Annotated in this window: 20 protein-coding genes; 7 read left to right on the top strand and 13 right to left on the bottom strand. The window is 39.1% G+C overall.

What is annotated here, in order from left to right; all coding sequences use genetic code 11:
• Nucleotides 1-146: 146 nt before the first annotated feature.
• On the bottom strand, nucleotides 147-1322 hold the full coding sequence (locus QFZ31_RS25685; protein ID WP_307308530.1) for an acetyl-CoA C-acetyltransferase: 1176 nt from the start codon (nucleotides 1320-1322) through the stop codon (nucleotides 147-149).
• A gap of 104 nt (nucleotides 1323-1426) precedes the next feature.
• Nucleotides 1427-3814, bottom strand: coding sequence for a 3-hydroxyacyl-CoA dehydrogenase/enoyl-CoA hydratase family protein (locus tag QFZ31_RS25680; RefSeq protein ID WP_307308527.1), 2388 nt, complete (start codon nucleotides 3812-3814; stop codon nucleotides 1427-1429).
• A gap of 218 nt (nucleotides 3815-4032) precedes the next feature.
• On the opposite strand from QFZ31_RS25680, the gene QFZ31_RS25675 reads away from it, so the two are divergent.
• Complete coding sequence (locus tag QFZ31_RS25675) at nucleotides 4033-4164, top strand: YuzL family protein (protein ID WP_307308524.1); 132 nt, start codon at nucleotides 4033-4035, stop codon at nucleotides 4162-4164.
• A gap of 71 nt (nucleotides 4165-4235) precedes the next feature.
• Here QFZ31_RS25675 and glnA read toward each other — a convergent pair whose 3' ends face one another.
• The 6 genes from glnA to QFZ31_RS25645 form a co-directional block, all read right to left on the bottom strand.
• A complete protein-coding gene (gene glnA / locus QFZ31_RS25670; protein WP_307308521.1) occupies nucleotides 4236-5600 on the bottom strand; it encodes a type I glutamate--ammonia ligase in 1365 nt (454 codons plus the stop codon).
• A gap of 207 nt (nucleotides 5601-5807) precedes the next feature.
• Nucleotides 5808-6053: a DUF2573 family protein gene (locus QFZ31_RS25665; protein WP_307308519.1), complete on the bottom strand. Its 246-nt coding sequence runs from the start codon at nucleotides 6051-6053 to the stop codon at nucleotides 5808-5810.
• A complete protein-coding gene (gene fhuF, locus QFZ31_RS25660) occupies nucleotides 6013-6792 on the bottom strand; it encodes a siderophore-iron reductase FhuF (protein WP_307308517.1) in 780 nt (259 codons plus the stop codon). The genes QFZ31_RS25665 and fhuF overlap by 41 nt, the downstream gene beginning before the upstream one ends.
• Entirely contained in the window at nucleotides 6785-7603 is an 819-nt protein-coding gene (locus QFZ31_RS25655) for an ABC transporter ATP-binding protein (RefSeq protein WP_307311789.1), read from the bottom strand. The genes fhuF and QFZ31_RS25655 overlap by 8 nt, the downstream gene beginning before the upstream one ends.
• Before the next feature lie 263 nt (nucleotides 7604-7866).
• Nucleotides 7867-8922 carry a FecCD family ABC transporter permease gene (locus QFZ31_RS25650; RefSeq protein ID WP_307308514.1) on the bottom strand — a complete coding sequence of 352 codons (1056 nt, stop codon included), beginning with the start codon at nucleotides 8920-8922 and terminating at the stop codon, nucleotides 7867-7869.
• Complete coding sequence (locus tag QFZ31_RS25645; RefSeq protein ID WP_307308512.1) at nucleotides 8919-9923, bottom strand: FecCD family ABC transporter permease; 1005 nt, start codon at nucleotides 9921-9923, stop codon at nucleotides 8919-8921. The genes QFZ31_RS25650 and QFZ31_RS25645 overlap by 4 nt, the downstream gene beginning before the upstream one ends.
• Nucleotides 9924-10131: 208 nt before the next feature.
• Here QFZ31_RS25645 and QFZ31_RS25640 point away from each other — a divergent pair, with 208 nt between their 5' ends.
• The gene (locus QFZ31_RS25640; protein ID WP_307308509.1) at nucleotides 10132-11124 is read left to right on the top strand and encodes an ABC transporter substrate-binding protein; all 993 of its coding nucleotides are present in this window, start codon (nucleotides 10132-10134) and stop codon (nucleotides 11122-11124) included.
• A gap of 156 nt (nucleotides 11125-11280) precedes the next feature.
• Here the strand turns inward: QFZ31_RS25640 and QFZ31_RS25635 are convergent, their stop codons facing one another.
• Nucleotides 11281-12450: an FtsW/RodA/SpoVE family cell cycle protein gene (locus QFZ31_RS25635; protein ID WP_307308506.1), complete on the bottom strand. Its 1170-nt coding sequence runs from the start codon at nucleotides 12448-12450 to the stop codon at nucleotides 11281-11283.
• Nucleotides 12451-12580: 130 nt separating this feature from the next.
• Nucleotides 12581-13360 carry a DUF4931 domain-containing protein gene (locus QFZ31_RS25630; RefSeq protein ID WP_307308504.1) on the bottom strand — a complete coding sequence of 260 codons (780 nt, stop codon included), beginning with the start codon at nucleotides 13358-13360 and terminating at the stop codon, nucleotides 12581-12583.
• A 358-nt stretch (nucleotides 13361-13718) separates the two neighbouring features.
• Here QFZ31_RS25630 and QFZ31_RS25625 point away from each other — a divergent pair, with 358 nt between their 5' ends.
• Nucleotides 13719-14501, top strand: a complete 783-nt coding sequence (locus QFZ31_RS25625; RefSeq protein ID WP_306076008.1) for an undecaprenyl-diphosphate phosphatase — start codon at nucleotides 13719-13721, stop codon at nucleotides 14499-14501.
• Nucleotides 14502-14546: 45 nt separating this feature from the next.
• On the opposite strand, the gene QFZ31_RS25620 is transcribed toward QFZ31_RS25625, so the two are convergent.
• The gene (locus QFZ31_RS25620; protein WP_307308501.1) at nucleotides 14547-15209 is read right to left on the bottom strand and encodes an FMN-dependent NADH-azoreductase; all 663 of its coding nucleotides are present in this window, start codon (nucleotides 15207-15209) and stop codon (nucleotides 14547-14549) included.
• 240 nt (nucleotides 15210-15449) lie between these two features.
• On the opposite strand from QFZ31_RS25620, the gene QFZ31_RS25615 reads away from it, so the two are divergent.
• From QFZ31_RS25615 to QFZ31_RS25600, 4 genes are read left to right on the top strand one after another with little or no spacing between them, the layout of a single operon-like run.
• Nucleotides 15450-16388, top strand: a complete 939-nt coding sequence (locus QFZ31_RS25615) for a helix-turn-helix transcriptional regulator (protein WP_307308499.1) — start codon at nucleotides 15450-15452, stop codon at nucleotides 16386-16388.
• A complete protein-coding gene (locus QFZ31_RS25610) occupies nucleotides 16382-17236 on the top strand; it encodes a substrate-binding domain-containing protein (protein WP_307308496.1) in 855 nt (284 codons plus the stop codon). The genes QFZ31_RS25615 and QFZ31_RS25610 overlap by 7 nt, the downstream gene beginning before the upstream one ends.
• Nucleotides 17237-17259: 23 nt before the next feature.
• Complete coding sequence (locus tag QFZ31_RS25605; protein WP_307308494.1) at nucleotides 17260-17958, top strand: ABC transporter permease; 699 nt, start codon at nucleotides 17260-17262, stop codon at nucleotides 17956-17958.
• Complete coding sequence (locus QFZ31_RS25600; protein ID WP_307308491.1) at nucleotides 17955-18728, top strand: ABC transporter ATP-binding protein; 774 nt, start codon at nucleotides 17955-17957, stop codon at nucleotides 18726-18728. Before QFZ31_RS25605 ends, QFZ31_RS25600 begins: the two co-directional genes overlap by 4 nt.
• A gap of 42 nt (nucleotides 18729-18770) precedes the next feature.
• On the opposite strand, the gene QFZ31_RS25595 is transcribed toward QFZ31_RS25600, so the two are convergent.
• Together QFZ31_RS25595 and QFZ31_RS25590 are read right to left on the bottom strand one after the other, a co-directional pair.
• Nucleotides 18771-20147, bottom strand: a complete 1377-nt coding sequence (locus tag QFZ31_RS25595) for an ATP-binding protein (protein WP_307308489.1) — start codon at nucleotides 20145-20147, stop codon at nucleotides 18771-18773.
• Nucleotides 20125-20835, bottom strand: coding sequence for a response regulator transcription factor (locus tag QFZ31_RS25590; RefSeq protein ID WP_307308487.1), 711 nt, complete (start codon nucleotides 20833-20835; stop codon nucleotides 20125-20127). The genes QFZ31_RS25595 and QFZ31_RS25590 overlap by 23 nt, the downstream gene beginning before the upstream one ends.
• Nucleotides 20836-21087 lie beyond the last annotated feature (252 nt).

Raw genomic sequence — 21087 nt, 5'->3', positions numbered from 1 at the left:
CAGCCCCGTCCTCCTGCAGGACATTGAATTTCATCCTCGAATCCGCCCACGCACGAAGAAAATGCGATAGCATTTTCGAGGAGTCTTCGTGCCTTCCGCTCCATTTAACATAGTCCTAATATTATCAATGAATTTTTAACGCCCTTTTATAAAAGCTCAAATACTCCAGCCGCGCCCATTCCGCCGCCAATACACATCGTTACTACGCCGAATTGCTGTTGACGTCGCTTTAATTCATGAATAAGGGTTAAGGTGAGTTTTGCACCTGTACATCCTAGCGGATGACCTAGCGCGATGGCGCCTCCATTTACGTTTACTATTTCTTCATCCAATCTAAGCTCACGAATGACTTGAAGGGACTGTGATGCAAAAGCTTCGTTCAATTCAAACAGGTTAATATCAGACATTTCTAATCCAGCTAATCTCACTGCCTTTGGTACGGCAACTACAGGACCAACTCCCATTATTTCCGGCGGTACACCCCCAACTGCAAATGATCGGAACTTGGCTAATGGCTTTAATCCAAGTGATTCCGCCTTTTCACGATCCATAATCAATAAGGCTGCCGCCCCATCACTTGTTTGCGAGGCGTTACCTGCAGTAACTGAACCAGTCACCGAAAATGCCGGTCGAAGTTTTGAAAGTGATTGTACGTTTGTATCTGGTCGGACTCCTTCATCTTGAGAAAATTGTATTGTTTTTTCGACAAGCTTGTTGTCTTTTCCCACTGAACGGGAGGTTGCATTAACGGGAACAATCTCGTCAACAAATTTCCCTTCCTGGATCGCTTTTGCCGCTTTCTGATGACTGCGAACGGCAAATGCGTCCTGGTCTTCACGAGTAATACCATATTTTTTTGCTACTTCTTCTGCGGTATGCCCCATGCCCATATAATACTCGGGAGCTGTTTCCGCTAATTTGATATTTGGACGAACAACATGGCCCATCATAGGAATCAGACTCATCGACTCCGCTCCACCAGCAATTGCTGTGTCGGAAGACCCAAGCATGATTCCCTGTGCTGCATAAGCGATCGCCTGAAGTCCAGATGAACAAAAGCGATTAATGGTAATGGCAGGTACTGTATGCGGAAGGCCAGCTAAGGCACCAATATTACGAGCCATGTTATTTCCCTGCTCCGCTTCTGGCATTGCACACCCAAAAACTAAATCATCAATATTTCCTTCATAATTTCCGGCACGCTTTAATGTTTCTTTTACGACCAATGCTCCCATATCATCAGGGCGAACATGTGCAAGCGTTCCTTTTTTCGCTTTACCTACCGGGGTCCGAGCCCCCGCTACGATTACCGCTTCTCTCATTTCGTTCCCTCACTTTCCTCATATAATAGCAATCTATTTGTCTAGCTTTACTTAGGAAAAATTGAACTCATTTTTCCCTTGACAAAGCGCATATGCTTTTCTGTTTAATTTCTAAGTGGCTTTCCTTTAACAAGCATGTGCTGCATACGTTGTTGTGTCTTTCCTTCTCTTATTAAGCTTAAAAATGCTTCTCTTTCTAAATCCAATAAGTATTGCTCATCTACTTCCGTACCAAATGGCACCTTTCCACCAGCAATAACATAAGCTACTTTTTTGGCGATTTTTAAATCATGCTCTGAAATATATCCAGATAAGAACATGGATTGTGCACCAAGTAAAAGTGTAGCGTAACCTGTTTCACCCACTACCGGCACCTTTTTGCGGGCTTTTTGCACATAACCCTGCTCATGTAATGCTAGAACCGCCTGCTTTGCATCGTATAATTGGTGGTCTCCGTTAATACTAATTCCATCCGCTACTCCTAAGAAATTATTCTCACGTGCTTCCGCACCAGAGGTTGATACTTTTGCCATAGCGATCGTTTCAAACACTTTATTGGCAACAGCTTGAAGGTCAAATGGAACACCATTTGGCATACCTTCTAAATGTTTAATATACAGTTCTTTGTTTCCGCCGCCGCCTGGAAGCAGTCCAACACCCACTTCAACAAGACCCATATAGGTTTCAGCAGACGCTTGAATGTGCGCTGCAGGTAAACAAACCTCAGCACCACCGCCAAGTGTCATTGCAAATGGTGCTGCAACAACTGGTTTTGCGCTGTACTTTACCTTCATCATCGCATTTTGGAACTGACGGACTACCATTTCAAGCTCATAGATATTATCATCCTGTGCTTCCATTAGCATCATGGCTAGGTTGGCACCAACACAGAAGTTCTTGCCTTGGTTTCCAATTACTAAACCTTTGTAATTCTTCTCAACCTCGTCAATTGCAAAGTTAAGCATCTGAATAATATCAAGACCGATAGCATTGTTCGGAGAATGGAATTCTAAGAGAGCGACCCCATCACCTAAATCAATTAAACTGGCACCGCCATTCTTTTTAATTACACCTTTTTGTTTCTTTATTTTTTTCAAGTCAATTGCTTTTGGATTACTTTCAACTAAGCGGTATTCACCATTTTTATAAAAGAATTTTTCGCCATTTTCCTCTAGATAGAAAGATGTATGCCCCTTCGTAAGCATTTCTGATATCCAAATAGGGATTTCAAGCCCATTTTCCCTCATCTTTGCAACTGACTTTTCTAATCCAATTGCATCCCAGGTTTCAAATGGACCCATTTCCCAGCCAAAGCCCCATTTCATGGCCCGGTCAATGTCGACCACTGTGTCAGCAATTTCACCCAAAAGCTGTGCAGAGTATACAAGCACTGGACTGAAGATGTTCCACAGCAACTCACCTGCGCGGTCATTTGCATATACAAGCGCTTTCAATTTACTCGCAGTGCCTTTTTCCTGCTTGCTCATTTCTGTTGCGGCAGTTGAAAGCTTCTTACGAGGAATATATTCTAAAGTACCTGGGTCAAGTTCAAGGATTTCTTTCCCTTTCTTCAAGTAGAAGCCTTGACCAGATTTACTACCGAGCCAGCCTTTTTCAAGCATGGTTTTCATAAATGAAGGGACTTCAAATACTTCCTTTTCCTTTCCGGTTACTTTTTCATGTACATTACTAGCTACATGTGCAAAGGTATCTAAGCCAACTACATCTAACGTACGGAAAGTTGCACTTGAAGGGCGACCGATCAATGGACCAGTAACAGAATCAACTTCCCCAACACTATAACCGCCATTTAGCATTTCTTGAACTGTAATAAGGAGACCATAGGTTCCAATCCGGTTAGCGATAAAGTTCGGTGTATCTTTTGCAAGAACAACACCTTTTCCTAAAACATCTTCACCAAACGTTTTCATGAATGAAACAACTTCTTGGCTCGTATACTGTGTAGGAATCACTTCAAGTAATTTTAAGTATCTTGGCGGGTTAAAGAAGTGGGTACCAAGGAAATGCTTCTTAAAATCCTCTGTTCTTCCTTCTGCCATCGCTTCAACAGATATCCCGGATGTATTGGAACTGATAATGCTTCCAGGTTTTCTATATTGGTCAACTTTCTCAAATACTTGTTTCTTCACACTGAGATTCTCAACGACAACCTCGATTACCCAATCCACATCTTTTAATTTCACAAGGTCGTCTTCTAAATTCCCCGCTTCAATTAACGCCAAGTTCTTTTTGACCGCTAAAGGAGCTGGTTTTTGTTTTAATAATTTTTGGATTGATTGGCTGCTGATGCGATTACGGACCTGCTTATCTTCCAATGTTAGTCCTTTTGCCTTTTCGTCGTCGGTTAACTCCCGAGGTACAATATCCAATAATAATGTCGGTATCCCGATGTTTGCTAGATGGGCGGCAATCCCCGACCCCATGACTCCTGATCCTAGGACAGCTGCTTTTTTAATAAGTTGGTTCAACATTGTCTCCCCCTTTACACACTTTGAATGAATACTCATTCATTTTTTTGTCAAAAAAAATTCACAAACGAATGAGTTCTGCTATCTATTACTATAGAATATTTCAAAAATTTGCGCAATAAATAAAAGCGGAAAATAAAAAAAATTTTTAAAAGACATTTTCCCTATCAACTTTACATAAAAAAATCAAATTGGGCATCCTATTAACGAGGTGATGATACATGGGCAAAATGAAGAAAAACCCATCTAAAAGTGGTGTAAGCGCCGCTAGCGTTCAAGGAAACGCCGGTCCTGGCGGGGAACAGTCACAAAAAGACAAAGTGAACAGTCAAAATAATCAATTTAAAAAATAAAAACACCTTGAATAAATAGCTGAGGAAATTGTAAAAGCAGGCTGAATGACAGCCTGCTTGACTTCGTTATATTAAAACTTTGCTTGATAATTTTCAATTTCCCAAGCATGAACAGCTGTACGATAACTATCCCATTCTGCTTTTTTTGCAGCTACAAACTCATCATAAACATGGTTCCCTAATGTTTTACGTCCAATCTCTCCATCTTCTAATTCCTTTACCGCAGCGGCTAGACTGCCAGGAAGGCTTTCAATACCTAGTTCACCGCGACGCTCTTCAGTCATATGGAAAATATCTTCATTGATTGGAAACGGTACTTGTAATTCTTGTTCGATGCCATCTAAACCAGCAGCTGCAATCACTGCAAAGGTTAAGTAAGGATTTGCTGACGGATCAGGACAGCGCAATTCAACACGGGTGGCCATCCCTTTTTTTGCCGGAATTCGAATTAACGCTGAACGGTTTGATGCGCTCCATGCGATATAACAAGGCGCTTCATATCCAGGTACTAAACGCTTATAAGAGTTTACAAGCGGATTGGTTACCGCCGTAAAACTTTTAACATTTTCCAGCAGTCCTGCAATAAATTGATACGCTTGATTCGATAGTTGCAAATCATCAGCAGGATCAAAAAATGCATTTTCATTTCCTTTGAAGAAAGACATGTTGACATGCATTCCGGAACCATTTATCCCAAAAACTGGTTTAGGCATGAAGGTAGCATGAAGGTTATATTTCTTCGCTATTGTTTTTACAACCCATTTATATGTAGTGGAAAGGTCCGCTGCACCTAGGGCATCTGCATACTTAAAATTAATTTCATGCTGTCCTTCAGCAACTTCATGGTGAGACGCTTCAATAACGAAACCCATCGCCTTTAACGCCCTGTATATCTCTAATCGAACACGCTCTCCAAGGTCTTTAGGTGACGGTTCAAAATAACCAGCTTTATCACTAAGTTCCTGTGTTGGATATCCGTTTTCGTCAGTCTTAAACAGGAAAAATTCAAGCTCTGGACCTACAGAAATGGTGTATCCTTTATCCGCAGCTCGTTCCACTGTTTTCTTTAATACATTTCTAGTGTCACCTTCGTACCAAGACCCATCTGGATTTTTAACCGAACATAGAAAACGTGCTTCTGAATATCCTTCTTCTACTGTCCATGGTAAAACGGAGAATGTTGTTAAATCTGGCTGTAAGTATAAATCAGATTTATTTATTGGTGAAAATCCTTTAATTGAGGAGCCATCAAACATGATTTTTCCTTCGACTACATCTTCCAATTGCTCACTTGTAACCGTTACGTGTTTCAAAATACCTTCGATATCTACAAACTGTAAGTGAAGAAGTTCAACATTTTTTTTATTTATTTCTTCTTTAATTTTTTCGATAATTGCAAATTCGTCTTTTACATTTGAAAGTATAGCCTCAGTCATGTTATTTCTCCTCCTATTTTCATGTCACTTAACCTAACATTGAATTTATTATATTGTGAATATTTAATTTTGACAACTCCTTTTTATCATTTTTTTGAATATTTTATGCATATAAAAAAGAAAGCGTTTTCTTTAAATGCAATAGAAAAAAGCCACCTCATCTGATGAAATGACTAAACATTCTATAAATATTCATTTTCTTGTATATCACTTAGATTGCCTATGCTGTTCATTTAGCAGTTTAATTTCATTAATGATTGATTTCATTTCTTCCTTAGCTTCCGGATAGAGTTCATTCCAGTGCTTCGCTAGGGTTGGCATGGACTTCGCAATATGAGTATACAGAGCCCATGCCTTTACCTTTTCTGTTGTCTCCACGTTTGATTCGCCAACCAGCAGCTCACTATACTTTTCAAGTAACGCTTGGAACTGCTCCGCAAAAACTTTCTCCATCGTAGCACACTCCATCCTTTGCAATATGGGTACATGGGCATGTTTTACATCTTTTGGTCCCAAGCTGATAGGTAAAACAACATGTTTTTCTCATCCTTATCTCATCTTGAGAATGCTTCACTGAATAGTATTTTTGAATAGGATTAAGATGGTAATTACCAAACAGATTACCCTCTGCTTCCTTAATTAAGAATTTGAAGTCACTTTGAACATTTGGGTTTTCTATTTCATTTAATTCTGTCTCATATAGCCAGAATAGATAGACGGCGATATTTTCCCACAGGATGAGTTTTGAAACCTTGAACGTTTTTTCAAAATGCTCAATAATAGGGTAGATATTGTGTGCAAAAAGGTCGCGGTAAACACCCTTCCTCCACTCATTACGGTCTTCACCATTCCATTCCTCTATAGATTGATCCTTTAGCGAAATCATCGGCAGCCAGTCTTTACCACGTTCAGCTTCCTCCATTTCAATATTATCCAAGGATAAATTCAGTTTCTTATTAGCGGTCGTCATGGCAAAAAGAGAAATAACGGCAATAAATGCATATCTCTTTATAAAAATGGAGGTTGCCGCTCTTTCGGAAGGCGAACCGATTGAATACGCTAAATTCCTCATGAAGTCGAATGCAAAAGACGTATCCAGTAGTTTTGCAACATTAAATGATAGGCCAGTTTCTAATTGGAGCCTATATTTCTGTAAAAGACTCAAATCATTTTCTGCAAGAATATTACCCATGGGACACAGCCGCCTTTTGGAGAATACGTCTTCCTTTTCCATAAGGAATACATAGCGGTGTTCCGAATAAAGGATCCAATGTTACTTCACATTCCATGCCAAATACATTTTTAACAAGATTGCGGTTGATTACATACTCTGGCCTACCTTGGTCATACACCTTCTGATCTTTTAATGCAACAATATTATGTGCATATCGGCAGGCTAGATTCAGATCATGCAGGACCATCACAACCGTTCTCTTTTTCTTTTCATTTAATTCGAATAGAAGGTCAAGAATCTCGATTTGGTGTGTCATATCCAAATAAGTGGTGGGCTCATCTAAAAGTATAACATCCGTATCCTGGGCCAACGTCATCGCAATCCAGGCACGCTGCCTCTGACCGCCTGAAAGAGAATCAACAGGTCTTTCCTTTAAATCCTCTAGCCTTGTAGCCTTTAAGGCGTCATTGACCTTTTTCTCATCTTCTTCTGACCATTGCTTTAACCATGATTGATGTGGATAGCGCCCTTGTTTAACTAGCTGCAAAACCGTCAACCCTTCTGGTGCTGTTGGTGACTGTGGCAAAATCGCCATTTTCTTTGCCACTTCTTTCGTGGAAAGCTTTGAAATTGCTTCTCCTTCCAAAATAACAGCACCAGATTTCGGCTTAAGAAGACGCGCGATTGAACGAAGGAGAGTAGACTTTCCGCAGCCATTCGCCCCAATAAAAACGGAAATTTCACCTTTAGGAATTTTTAAATTTAATTCATCAATGATGAGTGTATCCCCGTATGAAAGTGATAAATTTTTCGTTTCAATCGCATTCATCATTTGCCATCTCCTTTTTAAATCAATCAAGTTTATGTTTATTAGGCTTGTTTTTAGTATATGAATTAGACCCTATAGCGGGTTGTATTTACGTCTTATATAGTATTAATATTCTCTTCATTATTAAGTTTATAATTAATTGATAATGATTGTCAATGAGTATGAAAATCATTTTCATTTGTATTTACGACTGTGTCACAAAGTGTATTTGCGTAAAAAAAAGAGAAGCCAATTCAAAAGAAATGGCTTCTCTTATATGAAAACTAAGTATTTCTCGTCTTAAATAAAAGATAGATAAAGTATGGTGCCCCTATACTTGCCGTAAAAACCCCTGCAGGAATTTCTAATGGTGAAAATAATGTTCGCCCAACTAAATCTGCAAGCATTACCAAAATACCACCTAGGAGTGCTGATACAGGCAGCAACGCACCAAAAGCAGAACCCACTAATCTCCTGGCCATATGCGGCGCCATTAAGCCCACAAAACCGATCCCTCCAGCGAAAGCTACTGAACCCCCAACCAAGCCAGTACTTAGCAGCATTAAAACCAAGCGTTGTTTTTGCACCCGTCCACCAAGGCCTGTTGCTACTTCATCACCAAGTTCCTGAATGTTCACATTTCTTGAATAGATGAATGCAATAATAATCAGTACGATTATCCATGGAACTAGGGCACCTACATTTTTCCAAGTGGAACCGTAGACGGTACCCGTAATCCATATGTTCGCCTGGCTTGCTTGATAAATTGGACCTAACACCATCATAAAGGTAGTCAGAGCTTTCGTTAAGCTCATCAATCCTATGCCAATTAAAATTAGTCTAATAGGAGAAACCCCATTTTTCCATGCCAAAGTATAAACGAGAAATGCCACGACTGCTGCACCGATAAATGCGGCTAAGGGCAGCCAATGAATACTTACCGTTAATACATGATTTTTATCACTAAAAATAGCCAAGAAACCTACAACCGCTACCGATGCACCGCCGGTAATCCCTAAGATATCAGGGGAGGCTAGGGGGTTTCGTATCATACCTTGCAAAATCCCCCCTGCTACTGCCAATCCCATCCCCGCCATCAAGGCAACAATGATTCTTGGTAATCGGAACGATTGAATGACAAGGGCCTCCATTTCAGACCCTCCGCCAAAAAATACCTTCAATACATTTAAAGGGCTTATCTTCATTTCTCCCAACCCTGTACTTATAACAAAAACAGCTGCGGTTCCAAGTAACAATCCGATAAACACAAATAATGCTTTTTTATCAATTAAATAAGAGACCTTCCCTTGTTTGATTCTAAAGATTTTGTATTTACTCATCGCCCATTGAACCCCTTTCTAGCAATATAAATGAAAAATGGGGTTCCAATAATCGCCGTCATAACGCCGACTGGGACTTCCTGAGGCATTAAAATATATCGGGAGGCGATATCCGCTGCCAGTAAAAGCACTCCTCCTAAAAGGCCTGAAAATGGGATTACCCAGCGATGATCTATTCCCACTATAGAACGGGTAAGATGTGGAACGACAATACCAATAAATCCAATTGGTCCTGCAACAGCAACTGCACCACCTGAAAGGAGGATTACCACTATTCCAATCGTAATTTTTAATAGAGCTGTGTTTAAACCAAGACCTTTGGCTACATCCTCCCCCATGGATAAGACATTCATTTTTGTTGCAATAATCAACGAAATAATCCAGCCTCCAATTAAATAAGGAAGTACAGCTATTAAATTATTAAGGCTTCTCCCTGCCACTGATCCCGCAAGCCAAAATAATACTTGCTCCAAGGCTGCTTCATTTAGGACAAGTATTCCTTGTGTAAAAGAGGCAAATAATGCTGTCATTGCAGCACCCGCTAGAGTCAGTTTCATCGGGGTCAACCCTTCTCTTCCGACTGACCCAATTGCATAGACACTTATTGCAGCTACAGCTGCACCAAAAAAGGATAACCAAGTAAACAGTTGAAGACTTCCAACACTAAAGACGGTTACAGCTATAACAACAGCAACCCCAGCTCCGGCATTTACACCAAAGATATCCGGGGATGCTAGAGGATTTTTCGTTACTGTCTGCATTAAGACACCTGAAATCGCTAAACTTGCCCCCACCGCTGCGGCAATAAATGCACGTGGGATTCTAACAGATTGAATAACAATATGTTCATTAGAACCATTAAAATTGGTTAAGGCCTCTATAGCCATTTTCCATGTCGTATCTGTATATCCGTAGACAATACTTGCTGCCATTAAGAGAAGCAATATAATAATAGCAATAAAAAGTCCAGCCCACCTTTGGCCAGTTTGTTTTAGCAGCATATCGTTAATCCCTTCTAATCTATTTATATATAAAACGCTTGTATATCAGTATTTTCATGTATCAGTCTATTTGAATAGTGGAAAACTGTCAATGAGTTGATAATCATTTTCAATTTGGTGATTGACAGGCTAGAGAAAACGTTTTATGATAATTTTGTAAATGAAAATGATTATCATTAACAATAAGATTATTTGGGGGTTACATAAGATGAAAGGTTTTAAAAATTTATTTGCAGTCATTTCATTAATTGCTCTTTTCCTTCTTGCTGCCTGCGGTAATACGGAAGAAAAACCGGCCACACAAAATGATGATGACACTAAAACACAGGACACTAGCTATACGGTAGAACATGCAATGGGGTCCACAACATTAGATAAAACACCTAAAAAAGTTGTTATTTTAACCAATGAAGGTACTGAAGCTTTACTTGCACTTGGAATTAAGCCAGTTGGTGCTGTTCAATCTTGGCTTGGAGATCCGTGGTATGATCATATTAAAGAGGATATGGACGGTGTTGAAGTTGTTGGCGTTGAGAGTGAAGTGAATTTAGAAAAAATCGCTACACTTAAACCTGATTTAATTATCGGAAACAAGCTTCGTCAAGAAGCTGTTTACAGCCAATTAAGTGCAATTGCTCCTACTGTTTTTTCCGAAACCCTTAGAGGTGATTGGAAAGAAAACTTTAAACTATATGCAAAAGCTTTAAACCTAGAAGAAAAAGGGAACGAAGTACTTACTGATTTTGATAATCACGTTGCAGACTTGAAAGAGAAACTTGGTGATAAAGTAAATCAAGAAGTATCGGTTGTCCGTTTTATGGCTGGAAAGTCTCGTATCTATTATACTGATTCTTTCTCTGGTATTATATTTGATCAAGTTGGTCTAAAACGCGCTTCGCAACAGGCAGAGCTTTTTACTCCTGATAACAAACTGGGTAACCTTGCTATCGAAGTTGGAAAAGAAGTTATTCCGAAAATGGACGGTGACATCCTTTTCTATTTCACATATGCTCCAAATGGTGATCAAGCAGCGCTTGATACAGCAAAAGAATGGACAAATGATCCACTTTGGAAAAATTTAAATGCCGTAAAAAATGGAAAAGCCTATGAAGTTAGTGATGCTACTTGGAATACTGCGGGCGGCGTCCTTGCTGCAAACATCATGCTTGATGATCTTGAAAAAATCATGCTAGAAAAGTAAAAGAATACTTCTCCAATAGAATAGAATAGAATGAAAAAAGAACGAGGCTGCCATGACCTCGTTCTTTTTTATCCTTATGCTGTTCTAGCGAACAAATACTACTATGCCGTTTCTATGCAAATAAAAAAACGCCAATGAGGCGTTTTTCACTTCTTATTAATCAGTTGTTGAAAACATGTATTTTTTATAATGGTATCTGATTGAGAAGATTAATCCCAACCCAAGCATATTCCCCATTAATGAACTTCCTCCATAGCTGATAAACGGTAATGGAATACCCGTAATCGGCAGTACTCCTATCGTCATCCCGATATTTTGGAAGACATGGAAGGTAATCATGCTGATAACTCCCACGCAAATGTACGTATAAAAATTGTTCTTCGTCTCCATACCAACCTTGGTAATATGATAAATCAGCAAGAAAAATAAACTTACGAGCACACTCGCACCAATAAAACCATACTCCTCGCCAACAACACTAAAGATAAAATCAGTATGGCTTTCAGGTAAATATACTTCTCTATTCCCGTACCCTTTACCACCTGTTTGTCCTGAGCCAATGGCTAAGAGTGATCGTGTCAGCTGGTACCCTGCTGAGCTTTGAAAATTATAAGGATCCAGCCAAGAGTAGATACGACTAAATTGATACTGCTTCACACCCAAATATTTTTCAAGAACTTCTGGCTTCAACAATACAAAATAAAAAATAACCGAAATAAGTGCCGTTCCAACTGAAAAGATTGGAACTAGTAATTTCCATGTAATGCCGGAAATAAAAATCATCCCTAATAGAATAGCGATAAATACGAGCGAAGTTCCTAAGTCTTGCTTAATAATTAGGATTAATGGGACCATCGTGACGATTCCAAGCTTTATTAATAGCCAAAAGTCAGAGGAGATTGTTTTAACTGGATTCTTTTGGTGATGATCCTCAATTACTTTTGCTAGGGCTACGATAATAAAGATTTTGACAAACTCTGACGGCTGAAGTGACCCGATTCCAGGGACCTTAAACCAGTTTTTTGCCCCATTGATTACAGGTGCAATGCTTTCTGGCGCTATGATTAAAAAAACCAACAACATTATTCCTACACCGTAAGCATACCAAGCCAACTTTTTTAATTGGTCGGAGTCGAGCCTAATGACGGCAGCAATAATTCCGCAGCCAATTCCATAAAAGATAATTTGCTTTATAAGGAAGTTACTGTCATATTGACCGCTTGCCTGCGCACTATAAATCGATAAGCAGCTGGCCAAAAATAATAAAAGTAAAATAAAAACAAGACTATAATCAAGTTTTGAAGTTGTATTTTTAGATGATGTCATCATTCACACTCCTTTATAACAAAGCTTCAAAAAGGAACTTGTACATTATCTCATTATATTTTTTTAATCGACAAAGTACAACGTTTAAAGTGTGAATGGGTTAAATTACTACAAAAGGAAAAGGAAGCTTCTAGATTTGGCGGCTTCCTTTTGTAAAATATTTACTTTTAATATCATCGGCCATCCAATGTAAATTATTCGGCACCTGGGGAATCCCATAGCCGATATAAAGTGGAGTGGTTACGAATCGAGGAACAATTTTCACGTATATTCTTCTATTATAATGGTGAAAGAAAAGATTGTAACTGCTTGCTTTAAATGGAAAGTTGTTAAGAATATAATGTACTGCTTTTTGAAGATAAACTCCAAAGGTTTCATTATAACTAGAGTCATCCATATCAATATTAAATTCATAAAAGCCTACCTTCGGCTTTGTCGACAAAGTAAATGTGACCCCATCTCTTTCTTCTATAGTAATCCCCTCAAACACTTCTTCAGATATGTTCTCCTTATAGTTAATATCATTTAGGCCAATAATCTGCATATGAGGATGCGCGATGGTCCCCCCAGACAATGGACCATGATTTTTGAAAAAAATGACCGATTCATAATTTCCGATTTTATCTAAATCAAGCCAATTTCTTATCGCAAACTGTAAGAGTCGATGGAGAAAGGAAAGCTCATAGGTAGATAATTCACCATGACAATCATCTGTTTCAATCAAAACCGTTTGGTAGGCATTTTCTAGAACAGGATATTTATTTTTCAAAAGTATAATTGGTCCATCCACTTCAATGAGATCGATCAACTCTTCCCGCGCACAAAAAGGGCACGGTTGCTGTTTATTTCTGATACTTTCTGGTTTCTTCACTCCGATAGATGTATTGAAATGTAGATGGTGATTTTTCAAAAGTGCAGCTCCTCTCCAAAATACTTACTTCTATTTTATGGGAGATTTCACCCCTTTTGCACTATTTTTGCCTTGGTAATACATAAAAATTTGGCTTAATACAAGCTAATTCCTAATATATGCACTCTGTTGATTGGAGCGGAAGGCACGAAGACTCCTGCGGGAGTACGGGGCTGGGGAGACCCCACAGGCGCTTTAGCGACGAGGAGGCTCCCCGGCACGCCCGCGGAAAGCGAAGTGCCTGGAGCGGAAATCAACAGACCAGTTTAGAACAGTAAAAATTTCTTGCTTATTTGTTGAAGGACGTGCATATCTTTACTATGTACAGGCTCTTATGGTGCAGAAAGAGAGGTTAAATATGTTAAGCAAATTAGAAGCACTCATATTAGGAATTATCCAAGGATTAACTGAATTTTTACCCATTAGCTCTACAGGACATTTATATTTAGGAAGGAATTTATTTGGTTTACAAGAAGCTGGTTTATTACTCGATACCATGCTTCATGTTGGTACCCTGCTCGCCGTTTTTGTCTTCTATAAGGACGAGTTTGTTAAGATTATTAAAAATCCCTTTAGCAAACTCACCTTTCTATTAATCGTCGGAACCATTCCTGCTGTCGTGATTGGTTTGCTTTTTAAAGACTATTTTGAGGAAATATCGAAGACCGGAGTTACGATTGGCTGGGAATTTTTAGTCACTGGATTATTTCTATGGATTGCTGATTCCGCAAAAAATGGCTATAAGAAAATGGATGATATTAGTTATACCGATGCCCTAATCATTGGCTCCTTTCAAGCAGCGGCTATTTTCCCTGCTATTTCTCGCTCAGGGTTCACGATTGTGGCTGCATTATGGAGGAAGCTAGATCGCGAAACGGCAGCATACTTTTCTTTTCTCTTATCTACACCTGCTATTGCGGGGGCTGTTGTGCTGCAATCATTGGATTTATTCGGAGGTGCAGGCGAGGAAATCTCTCTATCTGCGTTAATTGTTGGTATTGCCTCTTCTGCATTATTCGGATATGTTGCAGTGAAGTGGATGATTGGATTTTTAAAGAAACATTCTTTAAAACCGTTCGCTATTTATGTCTGGGTTCTAGGTTTTGCGGTGTTATTTTTTCAATTTACAGGAAAGTTCTAGCGTAAAAAATGCGGCTCGAAATTCGAGTCGCATTTTTTTATTATATTATACTATAACTGTTTCTTTTGCCATTTCTCTTGCTGCTTCGATGACTTTTTCTTTTGCCTTTGCCATAATTTCTGGTACTTGCTTTGGAAAGTGATCCATCCCTTCAGCGAACACCGTTGGCATGACTTCCATTCCTAAGAAGCCAAGTACTTTTGTTAAGAAACGATCACCGAATTCAAAGTCAACCATTGGTCCCGTTGAGTAAATACCGCCTCGCGTTTGAATATGAAGTGCTTTTCGGTTTGTGAGCAGCCCTTTTGCTCCCTCATGTGTATTAACAAATGTTTTGTTCACGATAAATAAATTATCCAGGAAAGCTTTTAAAATAGCTGGTGAACCAAAATTCCAAATTGGTGTTACAAATACATAATAATCCGCTGCAATAAAGCGGTCAGCCAGTGCATGCATAGCAGTAATTTGTATTTGCTCACCTTCGGTTAATTCATCAAAGGTCTTGCCCATGAAGGATAATTTAGCACGTGCATATAACAAATCCATATCAATTTGCGGGATATCCATATCGTATAAATGCATATGTTCTATTTCAATATCAGGCTTTTGTTGTTTAAATTCTTCTAAAAAGGCCTCACCTAGCTGCATACCTTTAGAAAGCTTTATATCATTTTTTGGGTTAACGGTAATATATAGAAGTTTTGCCATCTGATCCCCATCCCTTTTATATAAAATTTCATCTATTTCTATAGTACAACATACTTCATTGTTCACTGATGAACAAAAAGTGAAGTTTATGAATTTAGTGTGAACACTTCGATTTCACGTGAACAAAACGTGTCAATTTTAAATACAACATAACAAAACTTAACGAAACTTAACAAAACTCACACAAATCATAGTATATTTGTATTATATTTTATTTGTTGATAGAGAGGTGGCATACGGATGGATGGAAAGGCTTACACACCTGATGAGGTGGCTCAACTATTCCAAATCTCAAAACATACGGTTTATGAACTGATTAAGCGAGGTGAATTACAAGCCTTTAAGGTCGGCAACAAAATGAGAATCGAGCAGTCAGAGATTGAAAGATATAAAGAAAGTACAAAAGCCCCTGTGAAAAAAATACAGGTTGAGCAGATGGATACACATGCTTCATTACCAATCCGGCTATCCGGCAGTCATGACTTTCTTGTAGAGCATTTTGTAAAACAAACCTCAAAAGATTTACAGCAGCAAATCCAGCCCACTTACATAGGCAGTCTTGAAGGATTGATGATGCTGTACCGTGGTCAATCAGATATCGCAGCAATCCATCTCTTAGATCCGGCTTCACAGGAATACAATTTACCTTTTATTCATCAGCTCTTTGTACATGAGTCTATCTCGGTTGTTCGATTTGTCTCAAGGGAGCAAGGCTTTATCGTAGGAAAGGGAAATCCAAAAGGTATCTATGACTTTAATGACCTGGTTCAAAAAAATGTTCAGTTTGTTAATCGTCAAAAAGGCGCTGGGACTAGATTTCTTTTTGATTCAATGCTGTCAAAGAACGGGATTGCCCCCACAGAAATAAATGGTTATTCAACGGAAGAATGGAACCACTTATCGACAGCCTCTTATATAAGCAGAGGAATGGCAGACGTTGCGTTTGGAATTCAATCTGCCGCAAGCCATTTAGGACTCGATTTCATACCTGTTGCTAAGGAACAGTTTGATCTTGTGTTCCGTTTTACCAATGAAAACAAACAGAAACTTACAGATCTCATACATTATCTTCAGTCCCCTGGATTTAAAAGCAGCTTAACCGATTTAGAAGGATATGATATTCAAGATTTAGGTACTATCATCTATCAAACTAGTAAACTGGAGGAAACAAAATGTTAAGTAAACGTTTGCTTGCTACACTATTTGTATTCATGCTCCTTTTCCTAGCAGCTTGTGGTACTACCAACACTGACCAAGCTGATGCAAAAGAGAAAAAGGCAGAACCAACTGATTTAATTTTAGCGACTACTACTAGTACACAGGACAGCGGCTTATTAAATGTTTTACTTCCAATCTTTGAAGAAGAAAACAATGTAAAAGTAAAAACAATTGCAGTTGGTACAGGACAAGCATTAGAAATGGGCACAAAAGGTGAAGCTGATGTCCTTTTAGTTCATGCTCCTAAATCGGAGGAAGAACTAGTTACAAGCGGTGACGCAATTAATCGTAAACGAGTGATGTACAATGATTTTATTTTAGTCGGGCCCAAAGATAACCCAGCGAGTGTAAACGGCGAGGACATTAACGCAGCATTCAAAACAATCTCTGAGAGTAAAGCCAATTTTGTAACTCGTGGCGATGATTCTGGTACACATAAAAAAGAACTAGGAATATGGACAGCAGTGAATATCCAGCCTGCTGGCGACACTTATATTTCAACTGGTCAAGGTATGGGTGCTTCATTACAAATTGCTAATGAGAAGAATGGTTATATTTTGACTGACCGTGCCACATGGTTAGCACAAGAAAAGAATTTAACAAATCTCCAAATCGTTGTTGAGGGCGGCAAAGACTTAAAGAATATTTACCATGTAATGCAGGTAAATCCGGAAAAACACGATATGGTTAACAGTAAGGACGCCGAAAAATTTGTAGACTTTATGGTTAGTAGTGAAACTCAGGATGTTATTGAAAGCTTTGGTAAGAAAGATTACGGACAATCATTATTCTTTAAATACACTGAATAGGACAAACGAAAGGGTGCAATGGTATGGAACTGATTATTGATGGCTTCAGAAAAGCGATAGAGATGATTCTCACTGGCGATCGAGAGATTTTCGAAATCACTTGGCTGACTCTAAGAGTTTGTTTTATGGCCATCTTTATTAGTTCCCTTATTGGTTTGCCTCTTGGGATGTTACTTGGGCTGACCCGATTTAAAGGCAGAAAAATCATCCTTACATTCATCAATATCGGTATGGGGCTTCCCCCCGTGGTGGCCGGATTATGGATTTCCATGCTTTTATGGCGCTCTGGTCCTCTTGGTCATTTACAGTTGCTGTATTCCCCAACAGCAATCGTCATGGCACAAGTGCTGGTTTCATTACCAATCGTAACAGGTTTAACGAGCTCCGCCTTTCAACAAATCAATGAAAAAATGCTTTTACAAATAAAAGCTTTGGGTGCAACCAAGATACAAACCATCCTGATTCTCTTAAAACAAACCAAAATTGCCATTGTCGCAAGCGTAATGGCAGGATTCGGCCGGGTAATCGCTGAGGTTGGTGCTGCAATGATGGTAGGTGGAAATATTCAAGGCGATACGCGTATTTTAACCACTTCGATTGTAATGGAAGTTTCAAAGGGAAATTTCGATGTAGCCCTTGCGATTTCCTTCATATTATTGACGGTTGCTTTATTGATAACAGCGGCCTTAACACTTCTGCAGCAAAGGAAGCGAGTATCATGAATCCATTGATTGAGCTTAAAAACATTACCTATCAAGCCCATAATAGAAACATCCTCTCCATCCCTGATTTTCAGATTCAAGATGGTGATTTCGTTGGAATCATAGGGCCAAATGGTGCAGGGAAAAGTACATTGCTAAAAGTAATGGCTTTGCTTGACAGCCCAAATCGTGGTGAAATTCTCTACCGCGGGCAGGAAATAGCTAATGGAATACCCTCCCTTGACCTGCGGAGAAAATTCTCAGTTGCCTTGCAGCAATCACTACTTTTAGAAGGTACTGTTTTTCAAAATATTGCGATTGGCTTAAAGCTAAGAAAAGTACCAAAATCAGTAATCAAAGAGAGAGTAAATGTTTGGATGGAGCAGTTTCAAATCAGCCATCTTGCGAAAAAAAATGCCCATTTCCTTTCAGGCGGTGAGGCACAACGGGTCAACCTCGCACGTGCCATGATTGTTGAACCAGAAATTCTTTTTCTTGATGAACCCTTTTCGGCATTGGACTTTCCAACCAAAATAAAATTGATGGATGATTTTAAAGCGATTATCAATAGTGCGGAAACGACCACCGTTTTCGTAAGTCATGATTTGATGGAAATCAATTATCTAACGAATCACCTTGCAATTATTGTGAATGGTGAAGTAAAGCAATATGGACCTACTCAAAGGGTTTTAGAACATCCCAATTCGGCCACTTCTCCCTTTCTTAATGAATGGAAGAAGTTTTATCCAATGAGCTTCAAACAGGAAAAGCCGCTATCCCTAATGAGATAGCGGCCGCTTTGTCTAGCTTCAGCTTAGGCGCTTCCGCTTTTTTTAATCATCTTCTACCGGAAACCATAAAATGATGCTTGTACCCTTATTAATTCGGCTTTTTACTATAATCATTCCTTTATGAGCTTCCATTAAGGCTTTCACAATCGAAAGGCCAATTCCAGCGCCTCCTGTTTTTCGATCACGCGACTTATCACCACGGTAAAAGCGTTCAAAAATATGGGGAATATCATCCTCCGCCATACCAGAACCTTCATCCTCTATTTTAAAACCAACGCATCCTTCTTTTTCAGTTAATATAGATATCGTTACATTCTTTCCTTCTGGCGTATACTTTAGGGCATTGTTTAGTACATTAGAGAGAATTTGCATTAAGCGGTCTTTATCAGCTGGGAAAATGAGCTCTTGATCAGGCTCTTCGATATGAAGATGCACACCCTTCTGCTTAAACAGTGGTACAAACATTTCCCATAATGCGGCTAGTACACCGCCAGCCTCTACTTCTACTTTTTCCAATTTAATTTGTGGATTTTCGGCAGCAAGCAGCTTTTCAAGTTCATTCACTAGCCTTACTAGTCGCATCAGCTCTTCATGACTGGATTGTAATCGTGCTGGTGTGGGCTCCCATATTCCATCCTGGTAGGCTTCAATTTGACTTCTTAAAGTAGCCAGTGGTGTCCGGAGTTCATGGGCTAAATCACCCGTAAATTGTTTTCTTAACATTTCCCCCTTTGCCAATGATTCTGCTAGATTATTAAAGGAAATCGCTAGCTGCTTTACCTCTGTAGGTAACCCAGTCAGAGGAATTCGGATAGAAAGATTATGCTGCTGGAGCTCATTTGCGGCAAAGGAAACTTTATTTAATCCAGAGATTAATTTTTTTGAAAATAACATACTAAATAGAATCGATAACAGTATCGTCAAACAAACGGCCGCATAAATGTATAACTGAATCGTTTGTAAAAAATTATACTCATCATCAATTAAGCCTATTGGGTAAATGACTACTAATTTACCAATCACTTTATTATTTGCTCTCAGCGTATAGGAAGCAGAATGCCACTCCTCATCATTGGGTTCCGGTTCGGTCAACCCAAGACTGTTTAAATAGCCTACAATATTAGAGGTCCCCATTTGCAGTTGACCACGGTTATCATACAAATCGAAGTAAAGCTGATCAGTCATCGCATGCTCATGGAGAAAGCCAAAAACTGGATCTCTCGTAAAATGGCCATTTTTCTGATAGCCCTTTTCAATCTCTGTAATGATTCTATCAATCTTTTTTTCTCTGTTACGATCTAGATATTTCGTAAAGCTCTCCTCAAATCCCCACTGCATAAAAAAGCTGACAAAGAGGATCCCGATCATCGAGCTTAGTAATAAATAAAAGAGAATTCTAGACCGCAGTGTTTGAAACATCTAGTACCCCTCCAAATTTATAACCCATGCCAAATACGGTCAGGATAAACGTTGGCTGTCTTGAATCTAATTCGATTTTTTTTCGAAGATTTTTGATATGTGTATCGACACTGCGCTCGTAGCCTTCGTAATACATTCCTTCATCCTGAATTTTTTCGAGTAAGTCCATCCGGCTGTATACCCTTCCCGGATTAAGTGCCATATTGGTTAGCAGCTTATATTCAATCGGCGTCAAAATAACATCCTGCCCTTTAACGGTTACTTCCTTTTTACTTAGGTCAATTGCCAGTTGTTTATGATTAAACTCAATTCGTTCTACTTTTTCTGTTTTCTTTACTCTTCTTAGAATAGCTTGGACCCGTACAACCACTTCCCGCGGGCTAAACGGCTTCGTTAAATAATCATCTGCACCCATAACAATCCCGTTAATGCGATCATCTTCCGCGGATTTTGCTGTCAGCATTAGGATTGGAACATCTGATTCCTTTCTAACTAACCGGCATACCTCTTCGCCAGATATATCCGGAAGCATTAAATCTAATATAATCAAATCTGGATTTATTGTTTTCGCCTTTTTCAAAGCATCAATTCCGTTATCCGCACAATGAATTTCATAGCCTTCTCTCTCGAGATAGGCTTCGAGGACTTCTATAATTCTTTTTTCATCATCAACGAGCAGTATTTTCATCGTAATCACTCCCCTTCACTATAATATATCATGTCGGGGAATGGCTTTTTTCATCTTCACAAATTCATCACAAGTTCTTCATAACATCTACAATATTTATCGATAAGATGTACCTGTAGCAATGAAAGAGGTCATAATCTCTCTTAGGTTTTTACATGGTATTAACCAACTTGCTCTCCCAAATTTTAATCTCTCTTTTTTACATACGGGTGCCCAAGCGGTATCCTATTTTTTTGATCAAAAAAACCCCTA

The sequence above is a fragment of the Neobacillus niacini genome (assembly GCF_030817595.1).
GTDB lineage: Bacteria > Bacillota > Bacilli > Bacillales > Cytobacillaceae > Neobacillus > Neobacillus niacini_G.
This window is presented reverse-complemented; position numbering and strand designations above follow the sequence as displayed.

Coding starts and splice junctions, on each gene's coding strand:
- QFZ31_RS25685 (WP_307308530.1), bottom strand. CDS start 1,322: ATGAGAGAAGCGGTAATCGTAGCGGGGGCTCGGACCCCGGTAGGTAAA.
- QFZ31_RS25680 (WP_307308527.1), bottom strand. CDS start 3,814: ATGTTGAACCAACTTATTAAAAAAGCAGCTGTCCTAGGATCAGGAGTC.
- QFZ31_RS25675 (WP_307308524.1), top strand. CDS start 4,033: ATGGGCAAAATGAAGAAAAACCCATCTAAAAGTGGTGTAAGCGCCGCT.
- glnA (WP_307308521.1), bottom strand. CDS start 5,600: ATGACTGAGGCTATACTTTCAAATGTAAAAGACGAATTTGCAATTATC.
- QFZ31_RS25665 (WP_307308519.1), bottom strand. CDS start 6,053: ATGGAGAAAGTTTTTGCGGAGCAGTTCCAAGCGTTACTTGAAAAGTAT.
- fhuF (WP_307308517.1), bottom strand. CDS start 6,792: ATGGGTAATATTCTTGCAGAAAATGATTTGAGTCTTTTACAGAAATAT.
- QFZ31_RS25655 (WP_307311789.1), bottom strand. CDS start 7,603: ATGAATGCGATTGAAACGAAAAATTTATCACTTTCATACGGGGATACA.
- QFZ31_RS25650 (WP_307308514.1), bottom strand. CDS start 8,922: ATGAGTAAATACAAAATCTTTAGAATCAAACAAGGGAAGGTCTCTTAT.
- QFZ31_RS25645 (WP_307308512.1), bottom strand. CDS start 9,923: ATGCTGCTAAAACAAACTGGCCAAAGGTGGGCTGGACTTTTTATTGCT.
- QFZ31_RS25640 (WP_307308509.1), top strand. CDS start 10,132: ATGAAAGGTTTTAAAAATTTATTTGCAGTCATTTCATTAATTGCTCTT.
- QFZ31_RS25635 (WP_307308506.1), bottom strand. CDS start 12,450: ATGACATCATCTAAAAATACAACTTCAAAACTTGATTATAGTCTTGTT.
- QFZ31_RS25625 (WP_306076008.1), top strand. CDS start 13,719: ATGTTAAGCAAATTAGAAGCACTCATATTAGGAATTATCCAAGGATTA.
- QFZ31_RS25620 (WP_307308501.1), bottom strand. CDS start 15,209: ATGGCAAAACTTCTATATATTACCGTTAACCCAAAAAATGATATAAAG.
- QFZ31_RS25615 (WP_307308499.1), top strand. CDS start 15,450: ATGGATGGAAAGGCTTACACACCTGATGAGGTGGCTCAACTATTCCAA.
- QFZ31_RS25610 (WP_307308496.1), top strand. CDS start 16,382: ATGTTAAGTAAACGTTTGCTTGCTACACTATTTGTATTCATGCTCCTT.
- QFZ31_RS25605 (WP_307308494.1), top strand. CDS start 17,260: ATGGAACTGATTATTGATGGCTTCAGAAAAGCGATAGAGATGATTCTC.
- QFZ31_RS25600 (WP_307308491.1), top strand. CDS start 17,955: ATGAATCCATTGATTGAGCTTAAAAACATTACCTATCAAGCCCATAAT.
- QFZ31_RS25595 (WP_307308489.1), bottom strand. CDS start 20,147: ATGTTTCAAACACTGCGGTCTAGAATTCTCTTTTATTTATTACTAAGC.
- QFZ31_RS25590 (WP_307308487.1), bottom strand. CDS start 20,835: ATGAAAATACTGCTCGTTGATGATGAAAAAAGAATTATAGAAGTCCTC.